This window comes from Brevundimonas sp. NIBR10 (assembly GCF_027912515.1).
Taxonomy (GTDB): Bacteria; Pseudomonadota; Alphaproteobacteria; order Caulobacterales; family Caulobacteraceae; genus Brevundimonas.
The window spans coordinates 1,705,365-1,721,896 of the sequence record NZ_CP115464.1 but is presented as its reverse complement, the minus strand read 5'-3'; the positions used below and the strand labels follow the sequence as shown (position 1 = coordinate 1,721,896).

17 protein-coding genes and 1 tRNA gene are annotated in these 16,532 nt (G+C 66.9%); 13 read left to right on the top strand and 5 right to left on the bottom strand.

All coding sequences use genetic code 11. The features are described 5' to 3' along the window. The first annotated feature begins 66 nt into the window (after window positions 1-66). The 3 genes from istA (at window position 67) to O5K39_RS08450 (ending at window position 3,834) form a co-directional block, all read left to right on the top strand. Window positions 67-1,578: an IS21 family transposase gene (istA, locus tag O5K39_RS08460; RefSeq protein ID WP_271143525.1), complete on the top strand. Its 1,512-nt coding sequence runs from the start codon at window positions 67-69 to the stop codon at window positions 1,576-1,578. Continuing rightward, the gene (istB, locus tag O5K39_RS08455) at window positions 1,565-2,293 is read left to right on the top strand and encodes an IS21-like element helper ATPase IstB (RefSeq protein WP_271143524.1); all 729 of its coding nucleotides are present in this window, start codon (window positions 1,565-1,567) and stop codon (window positions 2,291-2,293) included. Before istA ends, istB begins: the two co-directional genes overlap by 14 nt. Before the next feature lie 503 nt (window positions 2,294-2,796). Then, window positions 2,797-3,834 (top strand): tyrosine-type recombinase/integrase, encoded by a 1,038-nt coding sequence (locus O5K39_RS08450; protein ID WP_271146833.1) that lies wholly within the window; start codon window positions 2,797-2,799, stop codon window positions 3,832-3,834. Window positions 3,835-3,947: 113 nt separating this feature from the next. Here O5K39_RS08450 and O5K39_RS08445 read toward each other — a convergent pair. Next, window positions 3,948-4,023 (bottom strand) — tRNA-Ile (locus O5K39_RS08445). 205 nt (window positions 4,024-4,228) lie between these two features. Between O5K39_RS08445 and O5K39_RS08440 the strand changes: the two genes are divergently transcribed. The 4 genes from O5K39_RS08440 to O5K39_RS08425 all read left to right on the top strand — a co-directional run bounded on the left by O5K39_RS08440 (window position 4,229) and on the right by O5K39_RS08425 (window position 7,228). Further along, window positions 4,229-5,005 carry an SIMPL domain-containing protein gene (locus O5K39_RS08440; protein WP_271146832.1) on the top strand — a complete coding sequence of 259 codons (777 nt, stop codon included), beginning with the start codon at window positions 4,229-4,231 and terminating at the stop codon, window positions 5,003-5,005. 94 nt (window positions 5,006-5,099) lie between these two features. Beyond that, entirely contained in the window at window positions 5,100-5,267 is a 168-nt protein-coding gene (locus tag O5K39_RS08435) for a hypothetical protein (protein ID WP_271146831.1), read from the top strand. Beyond that, a complete protein-coding gene (locus tag O5K39_RS08430; RefSeq protein ID WP_271146830.1) occupies window positions 5,264-6,100 on the top strand; it encodes an SGNH/GDSL hydrolase family protein in 837 nt (278 codons plus the stop codon). The genes O5K39_RS08435 and O5K39_RS08430 overlap by 4 nt, the downstream gene beginning before the upstream one ends. Before the next feature lie 39 nt (window positions 6,101-6,139). Continuing rightward, entirely contained in the window at window positions 6,140-7,228 is a 1,089-nt protein-coding gene (locus O5K39_RS08425; RefSeq protein WP_271146829.1) for a L,D-transpeptidase, read from the top strand. Here O5K39_RS08425 and O5K39_RS08420 read toward each other — a convergent pair. Both O5K39_RS08420 and purD read right to left on the bottom strand, forming a co-directional pair. Then, window positions 7,225-8,751, bottom strand: a complete 1,527-nt coding sequence (locus O5K39_RS08420) for a carboxylesterase family protein (RefSeq protein ID WP_271146828.1) — start codon at window positions 8,749-8,751, stop codon at window positions 7,225-7,227. The two genes, O5K39_RS08425 and O5K39_RS08420, sit on opposite strands and share 4 nt — an antisense overlap. A 278-nt stretch (window positions 8,752-9,029) precedes the next feature. Further along, window positions 9,030-10,307 (bottom strand): phosphoribosylamine--glycine ligase, encoded by a 1,278-nt coding sequence (gene purD, locus O5K39_RS08415; RefSeq protein ID WP_271146827.1) that lies wholly within the window; start codon window positions 10,305-10,307, stop codon window positions 9,030-9,032. 319 nt (window positions 10,308-10,626) lie between these two features. Here purD and O5K39_RS08410 point away from each other — a divergent pair, with 319 nt between their 5' ends. Together O5K39_RS08410 and radC are read left to right on the top strand one after the other, a co-directional pair. After that, window positions 10,627-11,025 (top strand): PAS domain-containing protein, encoded by a 399-nt coding sequence (locus O5K39_RS08410; RefSeq protein WP_271146826.1) that lies wholly within the window; start codon window positions 10,627-10,629, stop codon window positions 11,023-11,025. Further along, on the top strand, window positions 11,022-11,678 hold the full coding sequence (gene radC / locus O5K39_RS08405) for a DNA repair protein RadC (RefSeq protein ID WP_271146825.1): 657 nt from the start codon (window positions 11,022-11,024) through the stop codon (window positions 11,676-11,678). The genes O5K39_RS08410 and radC overlap by 4 nt, the downstream gene beginning before the upstream one ends. Window positions 11,679-11,818: 140 nt before the next feature. Here radC and O5K39_RS08400 read toward each other — a convergent pair whose 3' ends face one another. Further along, a complete protein-coding gene (locus O5K39_RS08400; RefSeq protein WP_271146824.1) occupies window positions 11,819-11,968 on the bottom strand; it encodes a hypothetical protein in 150 nt (49 codons plus the stop codon). Window positions 11,969-12,027: 59 nt separating this feature from the next. On the opposite strand from O5K39_RS08400, the gene xseA reads away from it, so the two are divergent. The 4 genes from xseA to O5K39_RS08380 all read left to right on the top strand — a co-directional run bounded on the left by xseA (window position 12,028) and on the right by O5K39_RS08380 (window position 15,692). Beyond that, window positions 12,028-13,644, top strand: coding sequence for an exodeoxyribonuclease VII large subunit (xseA, locus tag O5K39_RS08395; protein ID WP_271146823.1), 1,617 nt, complete (start codon window positions 12,028-12,030; stop codon window positions 13,642-13,644). Between the two features lie 329 nt (window positions 13,645-13,973). After that, a complete protein-coding gene (locus O5K39_RS08390) occupies window positions 13,974-14,192 on the top strand; it encodes a DUF2093 domain-containing protein (RefSeq protein WP_271146822.1) in 219 nt (72 codons plus the stop codon). Then, complete coding sequence (locus O5K39_RS08385) at window positions 14,189-15,079, top strand: M23 family metallopeptidase (RefSeq protein ID WP_271146821.1); 891 nt, start codon at window positions 14,189-14,191, stop codon at window positions 15,077-15,079. The genes O5K39_RS08390 and O5K39_RS08385 overlap by 4 nt, the downstream gene beginning before the upstream one ends. Before the next feature lie 94 nt (window positions 15,080-15,173). Next, window positions 15,174-15,692, top strand: coding sequence for a response regulator (locus tag O5K39_RS08380; protein WP_271146820.1), 519 nt, complete (start codon window positions 15,174-15,176; stop codon window positions 15,690-15,692). Here the strand turns inward: O5K39_RS08380 and O5K39_RS08375 are convergent. Continuing rightward, window positions 15,665-16,507, bottom strand: coding sequence for a lipid A biosynthesis acyltransferase (locus O5K39_RS08375; RefSeq protein ID WP_271147128.1), 843 nt, complete (start codon window positions 16,505-16,507; stop codon window positions 15,665-15,667). The genes O5K39_RS08380 and O5K39_RS08375 overlap by 28 nt on opposite strands. Between the last annotated feature and the right edge of the window lie 25 nt (window positions 16,508-16,532).

Genomic DNA, 16,532 nt, shown 5'->3' with positions numbered 1-16,532 from the left:
ATAAGGACCCCTCATCCCTGAGGTCTAACGGTGGCGGCTTGGCGGATGTCAGGCGGCGAGTTCGGGATGTTGGTGTTGGAGACGGTGTTGAGGATCCGGCGCGAGTTTGCGTCCGGGAAGGCGATCAAGGCGATCGCGCGTGACCTTCGATTGTCGCGCAAGGTGGTGCGCAAGGCGATCCGGGAGCCTGATGCGGAGTTCGCCTATCGGCGGGCGGTGCAGCCGTTGCCGAGGCTGGCGCCGTTCCAGGCCAGGCTCGATGAACTGCTGGAAGAGGACGAGGCGCGGCCGCGGCGCGAGAAGCTGCGGATGACGCGGGTCCATGACCTGCTGGTGCGCGAGGGGTTCGACGGGTCGTACGACGCGGTCCGGCGCTACGCGGCGGGGTGGCGGCTGAAGCGACGCCGGGGCGTAGCCGATGCGCCGACGTTCATCCCGCTGATGTTCCAGCCGGGCGAAGCCTACCAGTTCGACTGGAGCCACGAGGACGTGGAGATCGCGGGCAAGCCGATGCGGGTGAAGGTGGCGCACATGCGACTGTGCGCGTCACGCGCGATCTATGTTCGGGCCTACCCGCGCGAGACCCAGGAGATGCTGTTCGACGCGCATGCGCGGGCGTTCGCCTTCTTCGGCGGGGTGCCGACGCGCGGGATCTACGACAACATGAAGACGGCGGTGACGACGGTGTTCACGGGCAAGGACCGGCTGTTCAACCGGCGCTTCCTGGTCATGGCGAGCCACTACATGGTCGAACCGACGGCCTGTTCGCCAGCGGCCGGCTGGGAGAAGGGCCAGGTCGAGCACCAGGTCCAGACGGCGCGGGGACGGTTCTTCCAGCCGCGCCTGCGCTTCACCAGCCTGGAGGAGCTGAACGGCTGGCTGGAGGCAGAATGCCGTCGCTGGGGCGAGCTGCGCCAGCATCCCGAGCAGAAGGACCTGACGGTCGCTCAGGCCCTGGCCGCCGAGCGTCCGGCGCTGCAGCCCATGCTGGGCCCGTTCGACGGCTTCCACGAGAGCGAACACGCGGTGACGGGGACCTGCCTGATCAGCTTCGACCGCAACCGCTACTCGGTGATGGCCAGAGCCGGGCGACGCACGGTGCAGGTCCGCGCCTATGCCGACCGGATCGTCGTGCGCTGCGAGGGAGAGGTCATCGCCGACCATCGTCGGTTCTTCGGTCGCGACCGGACCCTCTACGATCCCTGGCATTACCTGCCGGTGCTGGCGACCAAGCCCGGGGCCCTGCGCAATGGCGCGCCGTTCCAGGACTGGGAGTTGCCGCCCGCGCTGGCGCGCCTGCGCCGCAAGCTGGGCTCAGGCGACGAGGCCGATCGCCGGTTCGTGCGGGTGCTGGCGGCGGTGCTGGAAGACGGCCTGGAGCCGGTCGAGGCTGCCGCGCGCGAGGCGCTCGCCGCCGGGACCGTCAGCGACGACGTCATCCTCAACATCCTGGCGCGCCGGCGCGAACCGCCCCGGCCGCTGAGCATCGTCACACCGGACGACCTGGCGCTGCGGCATCCGCCTCTGGCGGACTGCGACCGCTACGACAGCTTGCGAGGCCTGCATGCAGCGGCATGAGATGATGGCGGCCCTGACCGGCCTGGGCCTCAAGGGCATGGCCGGCGCCTTCGACGAAGCGGTCACCACGGGCCTGCAGCGCAAGCGTACGACCATGGAGATCCTCGCCGACCTGCTCCGCGCCGAGACGACCCACCGGCATGCGGCTTCCATCCGGTACCGGATGGCGGCAGCCAAGCTGCCGGCCGTGAAGGACCTCGACGCCTTCGTGTTCGACGGCACGCCGATCAACGAGGGACTGGTGCGCTCGCTTCACAGCGGCTCCTTCCTGGCGAACCGGCGCAACATCGTGCTGGTCGGCGGGACCGGCACGGGCAAGACCCACTTGGCCACGGCCATCATCGCCAACGTCGTGCGCGCCGGGGCGCGTGGCCGCTACTTCAACACCGTCGACCTGGTGAACCGCCTCGAGGAGGAGACCCGCCTGGGCAAGGCCGGTGCGCTGGCTGCTCACCTCTGCCGCCTCGACGTCGTGGTCCTCGACGAGCTCGGCTACCTGCCGTTCGCCCGCTCGGGCGGTCAGTTGCTGTTCCACCTGATCAGCAAGCTCTACGAGCGGACCTCGGTGATCGTCACGACCAACCTCGCCTTCGGCGAATGGCCGACCGTGTTCGGCGATCCCAAGATGACCACGGCCCTGCTCGACCGCATCACCCACCACTGCGACATCGTCGAGACCGGCAACGACAGCTGGCGCTTCAAACACCGCAGCTGACCCACCACGAAGAACGCCAAGCGAGGGTTGAGCCTCCGGTCGGGCTACGCCCTCCCTACGCCCCAACCCTCGCAAGCGGTGCGCTCGTGACGTCCATCACGAACCCCAAAAGGGGGTCCCTATTGCACGCCGATAAGGGGTCCCTTTTAGACGCCGATTGACACGACTGCGGAGTGACCTACACGAAAGGGGACTTTGACGGTGGTCGTCTGTTTATCCGCTACGAACTGAACGACGATCAGGACGCTTAAGCGTCAGCTTCGCCATGACCGACAAACCTGTTCATGACAGCGCTAAGAGCCCCGTAGGGCGCAAGCCTCGCGGGCGCACGAAGGTGAGTCAGACCGACCTCGCTCGCGTGTTCCGCGCGGCTAAGCAGGAACGTGTCTCTGCTCAGGTCATCTATGATGGCTTCCGCGTTGTCGTGAACGGGTCGTCGGAGCCAGACACCGAGCCCAACGAGTGGGATTCAGTCCTCTAGAATTCAGTGGTATGCCGGTTTTATGGCTCAGATCAATTTCCGCTATCTGCACTCGGTCCACAACAAGAAGACAGGCAAGACCTACCACTATTTCCGACGAGGGCACTCCCGGATAACGCTGCCCGGCGAGCCACTTTCAGATGAATTTATGGCTGCGTATAATACCGCTGCACTAGGTGCCGGTACGCGGCGGACTCCAGTCCCGATTGATGCGGACGACCGAACAGTATCCGCCTTAATACGACTCTACTTCGATTCGGCAGAGTTCGCAAATCTGAAGCCTGTTACTCAAGCCAATTACCGAAATATCTTGGATCGTTTCAGAAAGAAGTATGGAAAGCTATCGGCGCTTACAATCCAAGCGAAGCACCTGAACGCGATCTTTATGAAGATGGTGCGGACGCCCGTCGCGGCCGCGAATCTTCGGCTAAGGCTGAGCCGGGTCTTTCGTCTCGCCGTGAAACTTGGCTGGCGAGCATCCAACCCTGTGCAACACAGCGAAGCCGAGCGCCCGCGTTCGACAGGGTTCGTCCCTTGGACTGAGGAAGACATTCAGCAGTTCAAGACTCGCTGGCCGGTCGGTACCAAAGAATGGCTTGCTCTGTCGCTGCTCTTGCACACCGGGGTTCGGCGTTCCGATGTGATCAAGCTTGGCTGGCAGCACATTTCGGACGGTCGTGTATCGGTCATCCAGAAGAAAGGCGGAAAGCGTGTCACCGTACCCCTGCACCCCGAGCTTGAAACCGTCCTCCGGGGGCAGACTGGGCTGACCTTCCTGCGGACTGAGTATGGGCGATCCTTCACCGAAGCGGGCTTCACCAAATGGTTTGTCTCTAAGGCAAAGCTAGCTGGTCTGGCTAATCGAACCCCCCACGGCCTGCGGAAGGCTGCCGGGAGGCGGTTGGCCGAGTGTGGCTGCACAGAGCATGAAATCGCAGCGATGCTCGGTCAGGATTCACTACGTCAGGTCGAAGTCTACACCCGAGATGCGAACCGGGTCCGCCTCGCAGACAGGGCCGGAGAACGCTTGCTGAAATCCCAATCCAATCCTCGTCGCTAGGCCTAACTTGAAGCGTTGAGTACGACTACCGTGATCAAACAGAGTACACCTAGTGTAAAATCCGATCTGTAAAACGGTCTAAATATCTGAAATTCAACAGAAAATTCACGGGGTGGTAGGCGAGGAGGGACTCGAACCCCCAACCAGACCGTTATGAGCGGTCGGCTCTAACCATTGAGCTACTCGCCCCCGTGTCCGCGCGCGGGAGAGGCGACGGCCTAGCAGGACACGCGTCTCGCTGCAAAGGCGCCGCGATCCTGTCGGCGATGTCACGGCGATGAACGCTCCCTGACAGAGGCACAGTCACGGCGTTCAGGCGCGATCGGCCAAGGTTCGGACATGGCGGCGGGCGACAAGCGCGCCGTCCGGACCACGTCTCTTTCAGGAGCCCCCCATGACCCGAACCCTCGCCCTCACCGCGCCCGGCCTGCGCGCAATCGCCCTCAGCGGCGCGCTGATGGCCGCGACCGCCATAGCCGCGCCGGCCCACGCCCAGTCTACGGGTTCGCAACCCGTCCAGAGCACCATCCAGATGATCCAGACCCAGCCCTCGCTGAACCTGTCGGCCACCGGCGAGGTCAAGGTCGCACCCGACATGGCGACTATCACCTTCGGCGTCGTGACCGAGGCCGCGACCGCGCGCGAGGCCATGGCCCTGAACGCCGCCCGGATGACCGAGGTGGCGACGGCGATGCGTCGCGCCGGCCTGGCCGAACGCGACATCCAGACCTCGGGCCTGAACCTTCAGGCCCAGTACGACTATGTCGAGAACCAGCCGCCCAAGCTGCGCGGCTATCAGGCGACGAACCGCGTCACTGTGACCATCCGCGACCTGACCAAGGTCGGCGCGACCGCCGACGCCGTGGTCGCGGCCGGGGTCAATCAGATCGACGGCATCGCCTTCGGCCTCCAGGATCCCAAGGCGGCCGAGGACGAGGCGCGGCGCATGGCGGTGACGGCCCTGCAGTCCAAGGCACGACTCTATGCCGAGGCCCTGGGCGTGACGCTCGGCGGCATCCGCTCGCTGAACGAGGGCGGAGGCTATCAGCCGCCCCAGCCCATGCCGATGATGTACGCCCGCGCCGCCATGGCCGAAAGCGACTCGACGCCTATCTCGGGGGGCGAACTGTCGGTGAAGATCGACATCACCGGCGTCTATGATCTGAGATAGGCATCGGACGACAAAGTCGGCTCCCGGGCGGAGCCGACAGCGTCTGTCGAACGTTGCCGTCTGCGGCCTGGCCGTGATTAATCAGGAGACGATGATGACCGACGCCCAACGCCCCAAGGACCGCACCACCGAGACCGAGAACCAGCGCCCTGCCGGTGACGGCGAACCGCCGCGTCCCGCGACCGAGCCGCGCGGTTCCGAGGGCAGTTCGAACTCGGGCGAGACCGCTACCGACCCGGCGACAGGAGAAGAGAACGGGTGAGACTGACGACCATCCTGCTGGCCGCCGCCGGGCTCGGCGCCCTCGTGGCGCTGACCATGGCCTCGACGGCGCGTGCGCAGACACCCAAGGCGGCCGAGCCATCCCTGCCCTCGGCGGCCGAACAGCCGGCGACCAACTCTGCCGCATGTCCGGTCAGCGCCGATAGCCTGACCCTGGCCGGCGACGGCCTTGTGCGCAGCCGGGCGGCTGTGTCGAGGAATCGGCTGTCGATACTGGCCGTAGGGTCGTCGAGCATCGAGGGGATTGGGGCAAGCCGGGTCGAGCTCGGGTTCGTGCCCCTGCTTCAATCCGACCTGCGGGCACGGTTGCCGACCGTGGCGATCAATGTCTGGAACCGGGGTGTCGGCGGCGAGACCGCGCGCGAGACGGTCGACCGGCTCGAGGCCGAGATCCAGCGCTATCAGCCCGATCTGGTGATCTGGCAGTTGGGAACCAACGACGTCCTGCGAGCGCGGCCGTGGAACGACATGATGGCCGACATCCAGCGTGGCGAGGCGATCCTGGCGCGCTACAACGTCGATGTCCTGCTAGTCGATCCTCAGCGCCTACCTGAGAACGCGGTCAACTTTCCGGGCCGGAACCCCCAACTCGACGAGACTGCAAGACTGATCGCGGTCGAGGGCAGCCGGATCGGATATGCCGTCCAGCGCAGGTTCGAGGCCATGCGCGACTGGGGCCGGTTGAACCGGGGCGGAATCGGCCCGGACGACATCCACATGAACGACGACGGCTATGCCTGCTGGGCCGCGATCACCGCCGAGGGTCTGGCACAGGCCGTGGCAGAACCGACGACGGAACGCTCGACGCGTTGAGACCTTGATAGGGCCAGTCCGGCCTATTTCGAGTGTTCCATGCGTCTGCGCCCCCACCACCTCGCCCTCCTGCTGACCGTCGCCCTGCCTCTGGCGGCCTGCGGGGCCAACGATCCGAGCGAGGGTACCAAGGCCGGTGGAAATGCACCGGTTGCGTCCGCCCAGGTTCGGGCCGCGCCGGGCCTTTTCACCCACGACCAGATCGAACAGGCGATGCCGAGCGCGCAACCGGCGTCGGCCTCGACGACACCGGCCCCGGCGTCGCCGAACGGCCAGCCCGCAGCGACACCGCCCGACCCCGCCATGATCCGCTTGCAGGTGCTGCTGGACCGCTCGTCCTTCTCGCCCGGGGTCATCGACGGCCTGCACGGCGAGAACGTCCGACAGGCCATCGCCGCCTATCGGGAGGCGAAGGCACTGGGGACAGGCGACGCGGTCGATGCGGCCCTGATCCAGTCCCTGGCCACCGCCGACGCCCAGCCCGTGATGACCGAATACGTCCTGACCCCGGCCGACGTCGGCGGCCCCTTCAGCCCGTCCCCTGCGGGGGAAGACCTGTCGGTCCAGGCCGCCCAGGGCACCAACTTCTCGACCGCCCGCGAACGGATCGCCGAGCGGTTCCATATGTCTGAAGACCTGCTCCAGGCCCTGAATCCGTCGGTGGACTTCGCACGCGCCGGGGTGGCGATCCTGATCCCCGCCCTGATCGACCGCCCCCTGCCCCAGGTCGCCCGGATCGAGGTCGACAAGGCCGAGAAGGCGGTCAAGGCCTATGACGCCGCCGGAACCCTGATCGCCTTCTATCCGGCGACGATCGGCAGCGGCGACAACCTCTCGCCGTCGGGCAATCTGACCGTCGTCGGCGTGGCGCCAGAGCCCGACTATCTCTACGACCCGTCGCGCCTCACCTTCGGCAAGGGCGAGCGGGTGATCGTGCCCGCCGGGCCGAACAATCCGGTCGGCAGCGTCTGGATCGACCTGTCTCGCGACACCTACGGCATCCACGGCACCCCAGACCCGTCCAAGATCGGCAAGACCGCCAGCCATGGCTGCGTCCGCTTGACCAACTGGGACGCCGAACAGCTGGCGGCGGCGGTCAAGCCGGGGGTGCCCGTCCGGTTCGTCTAGACCGGCGCCCCCAGCGCGGTACCACCCCAGAAGTCGCAGTGGTGGCGGGCGAAGAACCCGTCGTCCATACGGTCCCCGGCCGGGTCGAAGACCTTGACGGGGTCGCCACCGGTCGAGACGCGGGGCCAATCCGCCTCGAAGCCGTCGTGCCCGAAGCCGGCCCACAGTGCCATCATTCGCTCCGACAGGGCGCGTTGGTCCGCCGTCCACGCGCGGGTGTCGGCGAATAGCCACGACGTCCCGAACACATAGGTCGCCTCCGACGCATGATAGGCCCCCATGTCCAGGCCGCTGATCCAGCTCGGCAACCGGATCGGGGCGCGGCGGTCGGCGAACTCGTACCCGTACGTGGGCACCCACTGCGACAGCACCCGGCGGAGCGCATCGGACGGACAGGCGAAGCGGCTGTCGGTGAAGCTCTGGGCGATGGCGACGGCCGGCCCCTCTGGGCCGACCGGATAGCGTTCCAGAACGCGCGGGCCGGCGTCGCCATACAGCCACAGGGTCTCGTCGGCATAGCGCTCCATGTCCCGCACCTCGACCGCGAACAGCCGACCTTCGTCCAGGTTCGTGCCGACAATGACCGGCGTGCGGACGAACCGCCCGGTGGCGAAGGCCTCGGCCGGGCTGATCGGGACCAGCGCGTCGCCATACACCGGCCCCCACGATCCGGGGCCGTTGATGCCGGACCGCGTCGAGGCCGCGCTGGCCAGGGTGCGGGCGGGCAGTCGGCGCAAGCAGTCGGCGGCGTCGTTTCCTGTGCAACCCAGCCGTTCAGCAAAGACGACGCCCGGCTGCACCTGATCGGCGACAGCGTTCAGCGACGACGGCTCCAGGCACGGCCCGGACTGCAGGATCACCCGGCTGTAGAGCCCCTGCGACGACGGCGCGGCCATCAGATAACAGGCGCTCCAGGCCCCGGAGCTCTCCGAGAACAGGGTCACGTCGCCGGGATCTCCGCCGAAGTTGGCAATGTTGGCCTGGACCCAGCGCAGGGCCGCCTGCTGGTCCATGAGGCCATAGTTGCCGCCGGGGCCGTCCGCGAACCCCGGATGGGCCAGCCAGCCCAGGGCACCGAGCCGAAAGTTGACGGTGACCACCACCCGGCCCTGCTCGCGCGCCAGGCGGCTGGGGTCATAGTTGGCCCCGGCTCCGATCGTGAAGGCCCCGCCGTGCAGATAGACCATCACCGGATAGGGCTCCGGGCTGGCCTCGGCCGGGGCATAGACGTTGACGAACAGACAGTCCTCGGACCCGACCACGACCCCGCCGCCCCCACCGAGCACCGCCTCGCGCCCCAGGGCCTGGGTACAGTCGGCCCCGATCCTCTGGGCATCGCGGATGCCGGTCCACGGCTCGGGCGGACGGGGCGCGCGCCAACGGTATTCCTCCGTCGGCGGCGCGGCATAGGGCAGGCCGAGAAAGGCGCGGACGGCGCTGCCCTCGACCCCACGCAGGATCCCGGCATCTGTTGTCGCCAGCACCGGTCGGGCGTCGGCGGCGAAACGGACGTGATGCGCCATCCCCGGATGCGCGATGCAGCCGCCGAGCAGGAGGAGGAGAAGTAACGCGCCCCCTCTCCCATAGGGAGAGGGCTTGAGCCTCCGGGAGCGCAGCGATCGGCCAGGCGAAAGGGTGAGGGGATCAGGTCTCAAAGGGGAGTTCCGAACTCTTGGCGCTATGACTGATGGCAACGGCATGGCCGTGACCCACTGCCACCGACACGCCCCTCACCCTTTCGCGCAAGAACGATCGCTGCGCTCTCGTGCGCTCAAGCCCTCTCCCAATGGGAGAGGGAACCCTATGCCCGATCCATCGCCCGCCAGCCGATGTCCGAACGGCTGAAGCCGCCGGGGAAGTCGATCTTGCGGATGGCGGCATAGGCGCGGTCTCTTGCCTCGGCGATATCCGCCCCCTCTGCGCAGACGTTCAACACACGCCCCCCCGCCGCCGCCAGCTGGCCATCCGCGCGGCGCTTTGTGCCCGCATGGAAGACCTGCACATGGGGCCCGAAATCCTGCTCGGCGCCACGAATGATCGATCCCTCCAGCGGGCTGTCGGGATAGCCTCGCGCGGCGATGACCACGCAGATCACCGTGCCGGGCTTGAACGCCGGTGCCGGCAATCCCGACACGTCCCCGCGCGCGCAGGCCAGCAGGTACGGCACGATATCCCCCGCCATTCGCATCATCAGCACCTGGCATTCCGGGTCGCCGAAACGGGCGTTGAACTCGACCACCTTGGGGCCCTCGGCCGTGGCCATCAGCCCGACGTAGAGCACCCCGCGATAGGGCGCGCCCTCCGCCGCCATGTGCGCCATCGTCGGCTGGACGACCAGACGGTCCGCCGCCTCGACCAGTTCGGGCGTGAAGACGGGCGCGGGGGAATAGGCACCCATGCCGCCGGTGTTGGGGCCGGTGTCGCCGTCGAAGGCGCGCTTGTGGTCCTGGGCGCCGCCGAACAGCACCGCGCGCTGGCCGTCGCACAGGGCGAACAGCGAGCCCTCCTCCCCGTCCATGAACTCCTCGATCACGACGCGGGCCCCGGCCGTGCCGAACCGGCCGCCCAGCATCCGTTCGATCTCGGCCTCGGCATCGGCCTTGTCGGGGCTGATCGCCACGCCCTTGCCGGCGGCCAGACCGTCGGCCTTGATCACATAGGGTGGCTTGAACACCGACAGCGCCGCCCTGGCGTCGGCGACCCGGTCATAGACGCCGTAGCCGGCCGTGGGGATCTCGTGGCGTTCCAGGAACGCCTTGGAAAACGCCTTGGAGCTTTCCAGCTGGGCGGCCCTCTGGGTCGGGCCGAAACAGGGAATGCCCGCCGCCGCCAGCCGATCGGCCAGCCCCGCCGCCAGCGCCGTCTCGGGCCCCACGACGACCAGGTCGGCCTTGATCTCTCGCGCCAGCGCCGCCAGCCCATCGGCGTCGTCGGCCTTCAGACCGGGCCGCAGTTCGCCCAGCTTCTCCATGCCCGGATTGCCGGGCGCGATGACCAGCCGCTTCGTCAGGGGCGACGCGGCGATTTTCCAGGCCAGGGCGTGCTCACGCCCCCCCGATCCGACCAGCAGGATGTTCATGCCCGGCCAATGGCGGCGATGACGCGCGGGGTCAAGCGGGGGTTGGGTTCAGGACAGATAGCGGCGCTTTGATAGGCGGGGACAATACCCGGTTTCAGGTCAGAGCCGCATGTCTGCTTTCGACAATTTTGCGGACACCAGCGCATCGGCCAAGGCTTCAGCGTCGCGGTCAGGTCAGGTCAGGTCAGGTCAGGTCAGGTCAGGTCAGGGGACGAATTCGATACGGCCCAAGGTAGAGAAAATCGATGTTTCAGCCGTGACGCGCACAGAAAGGAGTGGCAGCTTCTCCTAGTCGAATCGCGACTCTGGAGTTCTTTGAATGGGATCGTTCGCTCGACCGAAACGGGAAACACCTTCGAATGTCGAGCGTGCTCCATGGTTTGTCGCGACCCTCAAGGGGGCTAACCATGCGTTCGAGTTCGTCAACGATAGCTACACGACCACCTTTGGGGCGCGAGGATACGAAGGGCACACCGTCCATGAGCTGTTCCCTGAAGTCCGAGGCCAGGCTTATCCGGCCATGCTCGATGAGGTGTTCAACACGGGACGTCGGATCAGTTTGACGGGAAGTCCAATTCTGATCCAACCCGAGAGCGGGGGCGCGCTTGTCGAGCGCTTCGTCGATTTCAATTACATTCCGACCTTCGGCCCCTCGGGGTCCATCAACGGAATCTATTGCGAGGGGTTCGTCTCGTCTTCCAACACGATGATGATTTGACGCGTCGCGCTCTGGACGTTGGGTTAAAGGGGTTCACCGATCCCGAGCTCTTGGCTCTTCTCGTCTATCAGCAAAGCCAGGACATAACCGCGCTCACTACCGCTAACCAACTCATCGATCGCTTCCGATGCTTGAGCGGGGTGCTGATGGCGTCCCGGGCAGATCTGGAACATATCGCGCCCGCTCATGCGCCCGACGGACTGAGAGCACTCAAGTCGTCGACCGCACTGCATTTGAACCTCATCCGAGAGCTAAGCCGTCGAGTGCTGCGCCAGAAAGTGGGGCGTCGGCCACTGCTAGCATCAAGCGTACTCGTGCGAACATTCCTGGCCGCCTCGCTGCGCCATGAGCCTCGCGAAGAATTTCATGTCCTGTTTCTTGATCACGGCAACGGCCTTATCGCCGACGAAGTGCTCGCGCGGGGATCAATCTCACGCGTTGCCGTTTACAGCAGGGAAGTCATGCGCCGAGCGCTTGAACTTTCTGCAACGGCACTAATTCTGGTGCACAATCACCCCAGCGGAAGTCGGAAAATTTCGGCCGATGACAGAGCGATAACGCTTGAGATTGTGCGTGCGGGCCAGACCCTCGGAATCGAGGTGCATGACCATTTGATCGTCGCGGGCGACGATGTCATCAGCCTCCGGGCGTAGGGGCTGTTGAAATAGGCCACCGGGAAGACGAACTGGCATGCTGATACGTTCAGCGGATCGTTGTAGACCTGTACAATCGACTACCATCTATGCCCGCTTTCTTTCCTCTTAAGACATTGAGGCAGTCCGCTTTCTGACGCCTACATCATCGCCATCACCGCATAGACCCCCACCCCCAGCATCGCGATCAGCCCGATCACCAGCCACGGGCTGATCGCCGGGCCGGCGCTGCGGCGCTGGAGGTCGGTTTCGCGGGGGTCGCGGTCGTCGGGGTCGGAGGGGTCGGCCATTTCCCGACGATAGCGAAAGCCCCCGTTTCCGCCAGTGCCGACGCGCGTTACGGTGCCGCATGAGCCCAAACCCTTCTGACGATTCCTATATCTTCGAGGGACCGGCCGACCCGCCCGAACCCGCCCGCGACAACAACCCGCCCCAGACCATCTCCGAGCTCGCCTTCGCGCTGAAGCGGACGCTGGAAGACCGGTTCGGCCATGTGCGGTTGCGGGGCGAGATTTCCAAGGTCAATCACCACGCGTCGGGCCACGTCTATCTGACGCTCAAGGACGACAAGGCGGCGATCGACGGGGTGGTCTGGAAGGGATCGGTGCGGGGCCTGGGCGTGCGGCCCGAGACGGGGCTGGAGGTCATCGTCACCGGCAAGATCACCTCCTATCCCGCGCGATCGTCCTACCAGATCGTGATCGAATCGATGGAGGCGGCCGGCGCCGGCGCCCTGCTGGCCCAGCTGGAGCGGCTGAAGGGCAGGCTCGCGGCCGAGGGGCTGTTCGAGGTCTCGCGCAAGAAGGCGATCCCGCTCTATCCCCGCACCATCGGAGTGATCACCAGCCCGACCGGCGCCGTGATCCGCGACATCCTGCACCGGATCGCCGAACGGTGGCCCTGCCGGGTCATCGTCTGGCCCGTGGTGGTCCAGGGCGACGTCGCCAGCGGTCAGGTCGCCAACGCCATCCGGGGCTTCGATGCGATGACGCCGGACGGCCCCATCCCCCGGCCCGACCTGCTGATCGTGGCGCGCGGCGGCGGGTCAGTCGAGGACCTGTGGTGCTTCAATGACGAGGGTCTGGCGCGAACGGTGGCGGCGGCGCGCATCCCGATCATCTCGGCCGTGGGGCACGAGACGGACACCACCCTGATCGACTTCGTCTCCGACCGCCGGGCACCGACTCCGACAGGCGCCGCCGAGATCGCCACGCCGGTTCTGGCCGACCTGCGCTTCGGCCTGTCCGATCTGGAGCGGCGGCTGGACCGGGCGGGGTCGCGGCTGCTGGATGACCGGCGCACCCGGCTGCGAGCCGTCGCGCGTGGTCTGCCCGCGCGCCCCGAGGAACTGGTCGCCATGGCCCAGCAGCGGCTGGATCACGCGTCGAGCCGGCTGGCCTCGGGGCTACGGCGAAACAACGACCATCACGCAAGACGGCTGACCATCGTAGGAGCGCGGCTGTCGCCAACTCTTCTGCACCGAGCCACCGAGCAGAGAGCGGCACGGCTGGAAGGTTGGGCTGCGCGGCTGATGGCAGGACTGAGGGCCAAGGCAGTGGCCGATGAGCGGCGGCTGAACGTCGTGGCAGGCAGGCTGAGCCCGCCGCTCATCCAGCGCCCGCTGGATCAGAGGGCCGCACGGCTCGACGCCGCCGCTCACCGTCTCGCGCGCCCCCTGCCCCTGAAGCTGGAGCAGTCGGTGGATCGTCTCGCGGCCCTGAGCCGGGCGCTGACCAGCCTCGACCCCAAACGCCCCAAGCCCGGCTTCGCCCGGATCGACGATGTCGCCGGGCGGATGGTGACACGCGCCGCAGACCTGACCCCCGGCCAGGCCGTGACCCTGACCTTCCCCGATGGGGCCAAAGGCGCGCGGATCGACGGGGGAGACGGCCCCCATGCCCCCGCACCCCGTCCTGCGTCCCCCAAAGCCAAGGCTGCCCCGGTGGATCAGGGCAGCCTGTTCTGATCGGGTCGGGGGCCTCGATCCAGTCGCAAGCCGAATTCAGGATGATTTTCCTATTCTCCTCTTGCGCACTGGTTCCGGCACCCCTACCTCCGTGCCTGTGGTCTTTGAAAACATGATGGCTGACGCGCGATGATGGGCCCGTTCAACCCCCACCGCTCTGGCGGTCCGCGCCATCCCGGCGACGCAAGTCATTGATTTCGCACAGACAGAACTGGCGGTTTGGCGGTTTGGCGCTGTGTTTTTCAGACCGCCACCGCCAGTTCGACCCGCGACGAAGCAGGACGTGAAAGCCCCTCGCGAAACCTCGGGACCCGCGCTATCTTCATCCCATGAACGCGATGGACCTCAACCCCGGCCCGGCCACCCTTCACTATGGCGACGGCGAATTCGCCGTGCTGAAGCCCGGCCCCTATGTGGTCTGCGCGGTGTCGGGGCGGACCATTCCGCTGGAGGCCCTGCGCTACTGGTCGGCCGAGCTTCAGGAGCCCTATGCCGGTCCGGCCGAGGCCCTGACCCGCATCGGCCCCAAGGCTCCGTCCGGGACGTGATCCCCAACCGGCGGGCCCTGTTGCTGGGTGCCGGCGCCAGTTTGGTCGCCACGCCGATCATCGCCGACCCGGAAACCCCACCCGTCCGCCGGCCCTCCGAAGCGATGCCCCTGTCCGGCAAACTCGTCCAGGGCGGCTTCATCTTCGGCCGGACGACGCCCGGCGCCGCGATCGAGGTGGACGGCACGGCCCTGACCCAGGCGTCCGCGACCGGCCTGTTCGTCGTCGGCTTCGACCGCGACAGCCCGGCCTCCACCAGCATCGCCACCGTCATGCCGGACACCGCCACCGGCCAGATGCAGGTGACGACCACGCCCGTCGCCGTCGCGCCCGGCAGCTTCCCCTCCAGCCGGGTCGACGGCCTGCCGCCCTCCACCATCGCGCCCTCGGACCCCGAACTGCTGGCCCGGATCCAGCGCGAACTGGCCCTCAAGACCGCCGCCTTCCAGAGCCGCGCCGAGACCGAGGATTTCGCCGGGGGCTTCATCTGGCCGCTGGAGGCCTATCGCATCTCCAGCGCCTGGGGTGCCCAGCGGATCCTGAACGGCACGCCCGCCCGGCCCCACTATGGCATCGACCTGGCCGCGCCTCAGGGCACGCCGATCCACGCACCGGCACCGGGCCTGGTCGTCCTGGCCGAACCCGACATGCATTTCGAGGGTGGCCTGACCCTGATCGACCATGGCCAGGGCCTGATCAGCGTCTATCTGCACCAGTCGCGGCTGGACGTCGCGGCGGGTCAGAGAGTCCTGCGCGGCCAGCCGATCGGCATTGTGGGCATGAAGGGCCGGGCGACCGGCCCCCACCTGTGCTGGCGGATGAAGTGGCGCGACCGGAACCTCGACCCGTCCCTCATGGTCGGAGCCCGCGCACCGGATTTCGCCTGACGGGTGAACCCCGTTCGCCCTGTGGACGTTCGGCTCAATCATTCGTAATGATACGTGATGCCTGCCGGATTCGGCACTACGGTCAGAACACTGCATGTCCGCACTTCAGTCGCTCAGCATCCTGCTGGTTGACGACAATCAGCATATGCGGGCGATCACGTCCGCCATCCTCCAGTCCGCCGGCATTCGCAAGATTCGCGAGGTCTCGGATGGGTCGATGGCGCTTGAGGCCCTGCGAGAGGCCCCGGTCGACCTGGCCATCGTCGACTTCAACATGTTTCCTCTGGACGGGGTCGAGTTCACCCGGCTGGTCCGCAACAGCCCCGACAGCGCCAACCCCTATCTGCCCATCATCATGATGACCGGTCATTCCGAAAAGAGCCGGGTCTACGAGGCGCGCGACGCCGGCGTCACCGAATTCGTGGTCAAGCCGATCACAGCCAAGGCCATCTTCGACCGCATCCAGGCCGTGATCATCCGCCCCCGCGCCTTCGTGAAGACCGACGGCTATTTCGGCCCGGACCGGCGACGGAACAACGCCGCCTATCGCGGCCCCATGCGGCGCTCGACCGATCCAAAGGACGCTCAGGTCTCGGGCGGCAACGCGGCATAGACCCGGTCGGGCCACCGCTTGTGGACCCAGAACCAGTCCACCGGATTCTCTCTCACCCTCTCCTCGATGAAGCTGGTGATGGCCTGGACGCCCCGCGCGATGTCGGCCTGACGATCGCCGGTCTTCTGGATCTCGATCGGCTCATGCGCCGTGACCCGGAACCGGACCCCCGGCAGTCGGGTGACCGACAGGGGTTGCAGCACCGTGCCGTATCTCAGGGCCAGGCGGCTGGGGCCGGGCGCGGCGTTGACAGGCTGGCCGAAGAAGGTGACCTCGGGCCCTTCAGAGAATTTCTGGTCGTTCATCAGGGCCACGCTCTCGCCCCGTGCCATCCCGGCCAGGAGTTCCCGGGCGCCGTCGCCGCCCTTGGGCGCGAACAGCTTGATCCCGTAGTCGGCCCTAAGCCTGACGATCCGGGCGTCCACATAGGGGTTGTTGGCCGCACGATAGGTGATCTGGCACGGCACCCCCGAACCCACGATGGTCACCGCCAGGGTCTCGATATTGGCCAGGTGCCCACCGACGAAGACCACCGGCCGACCTTCGTCGCGGATGGCGTGCATCCGCTCCAGCCCGACGACCTCGATCCGGCCCGAGGCCAGGGTCAGTTGATCCATCACCGCCGTCTCGGCGAAGGCCCGGCCGGTCTGTTCCCACTGATCGACGGCGAGCTGTTCGCGGGCGGCCGGGTCCATGTCGGGAAAGGCGATGCGCAGGTTGCGGATCACGGTGCGGTGGGTGCCCGTCTTCGGTCCCAGCCAGCGCAGCAACCCACCGCCGAACGCCGAGGCCCGTTCCAGCCCAAGTAGCCGCATCAGGCCGATGAAGGCGTCGAACCCC

Bases quoted from the DNA above. Each gene is read 5' to 3' on its own strand.
- istA (WP_271143525.1), top strand. From the start codon at position 67: ATGTTGGTGTTGGAGACGGTGTTGAGGATCCGGCGCGAGTTTGCGTCC.
- istB (WP_271143524.1), top strand. From the start codon at position 1,565: ATGCAGCGGCATGAGATGATGGCGGCCCTGACCGGCCTGGGCCTCAAG.
- O5K39_RS08450 (WP_271146833.1), top strand. From the start codon at position 2,797: ATGGCTCAGATCAATTTCCGCTATCTGCACTCGGTCCACAACAAGAAG.
- O5K39_RS08440 (WP_271146832.1), top strand. From the start codon at position 4,229: ATGACCCGAACCCTCGCCCTCACCGCGCCCGGCCTGCGCGCAATCGCC.
- O5K39_RS08435 (WP_271146831.1), top strand. From the start codon at position 5,100: ATGACCGACGCCCAACGCCCCAAGGACCGCACCACCGAGACCGAGAAC.
- O5K39_RS08425 (WP_271146829.1), top strand. From the start codon at position 6,140: ATGCGTCTGCGCCCCCACCACCTCGCCCTCCTGCTGACCGTCGCCCTG.
- O5K39_RS08420 (WP_271146828.1), bottom strand. From the start codon at position 8,751: ATGGCGCATCACGTCCGTTTCGCCGCCGACGCCCGACCGGTGCTGGCG.
- purD (WP_271146827.1), bottom strand. From the start codon at position 10,307: ATGAACATCCTGCTGGTCGGATCGGGGGGGCGTGAGCACGCCCTGGCC.
- O5K39_RS08410 (WP_271146826.1), top strand. From the start codon at position 10,627: ATGGGATCGTTCGCTCGACCGAAACGGGAAACACCTTCGAATGTCGAG.
- O5K39_RS08400 (WP_271146824.1), bottom strand. From the start codon at position 11,968: ATGGCCGACCCCTCCGACCCCGACGACCGCGACCCCCGCGAAACCGAC.
- xseA (WP_271146823.1), top strand. From the start codon at position 12,028: ATGAGCCCAAACCCTTCTGACGATTCCTATATCTTCGAGGGACCGGCC.
- O5K39_RS08390 (WP_271146822.1), top strand. From the start codon at position 13,974: ATGAACGCGATGGACCTCAACCCCGGCCCGGCCACCCTTCACTATGGC.
- O5K39_RS08380 (WP_271146820.1), top strand. From the start codon at position 15,174: ATGTCCGCACTTCAGTCGCTCAGCATCCTGCTGGTTGACGACAATCAG.
- O5K39_RS08375 (WP_271147128.1), bottom strand. From the start codon at position 16,507: ATGCGGCTACTTGGGCTGGAACGGGCCTCGGCGTTCGGCGGTGGGTTG.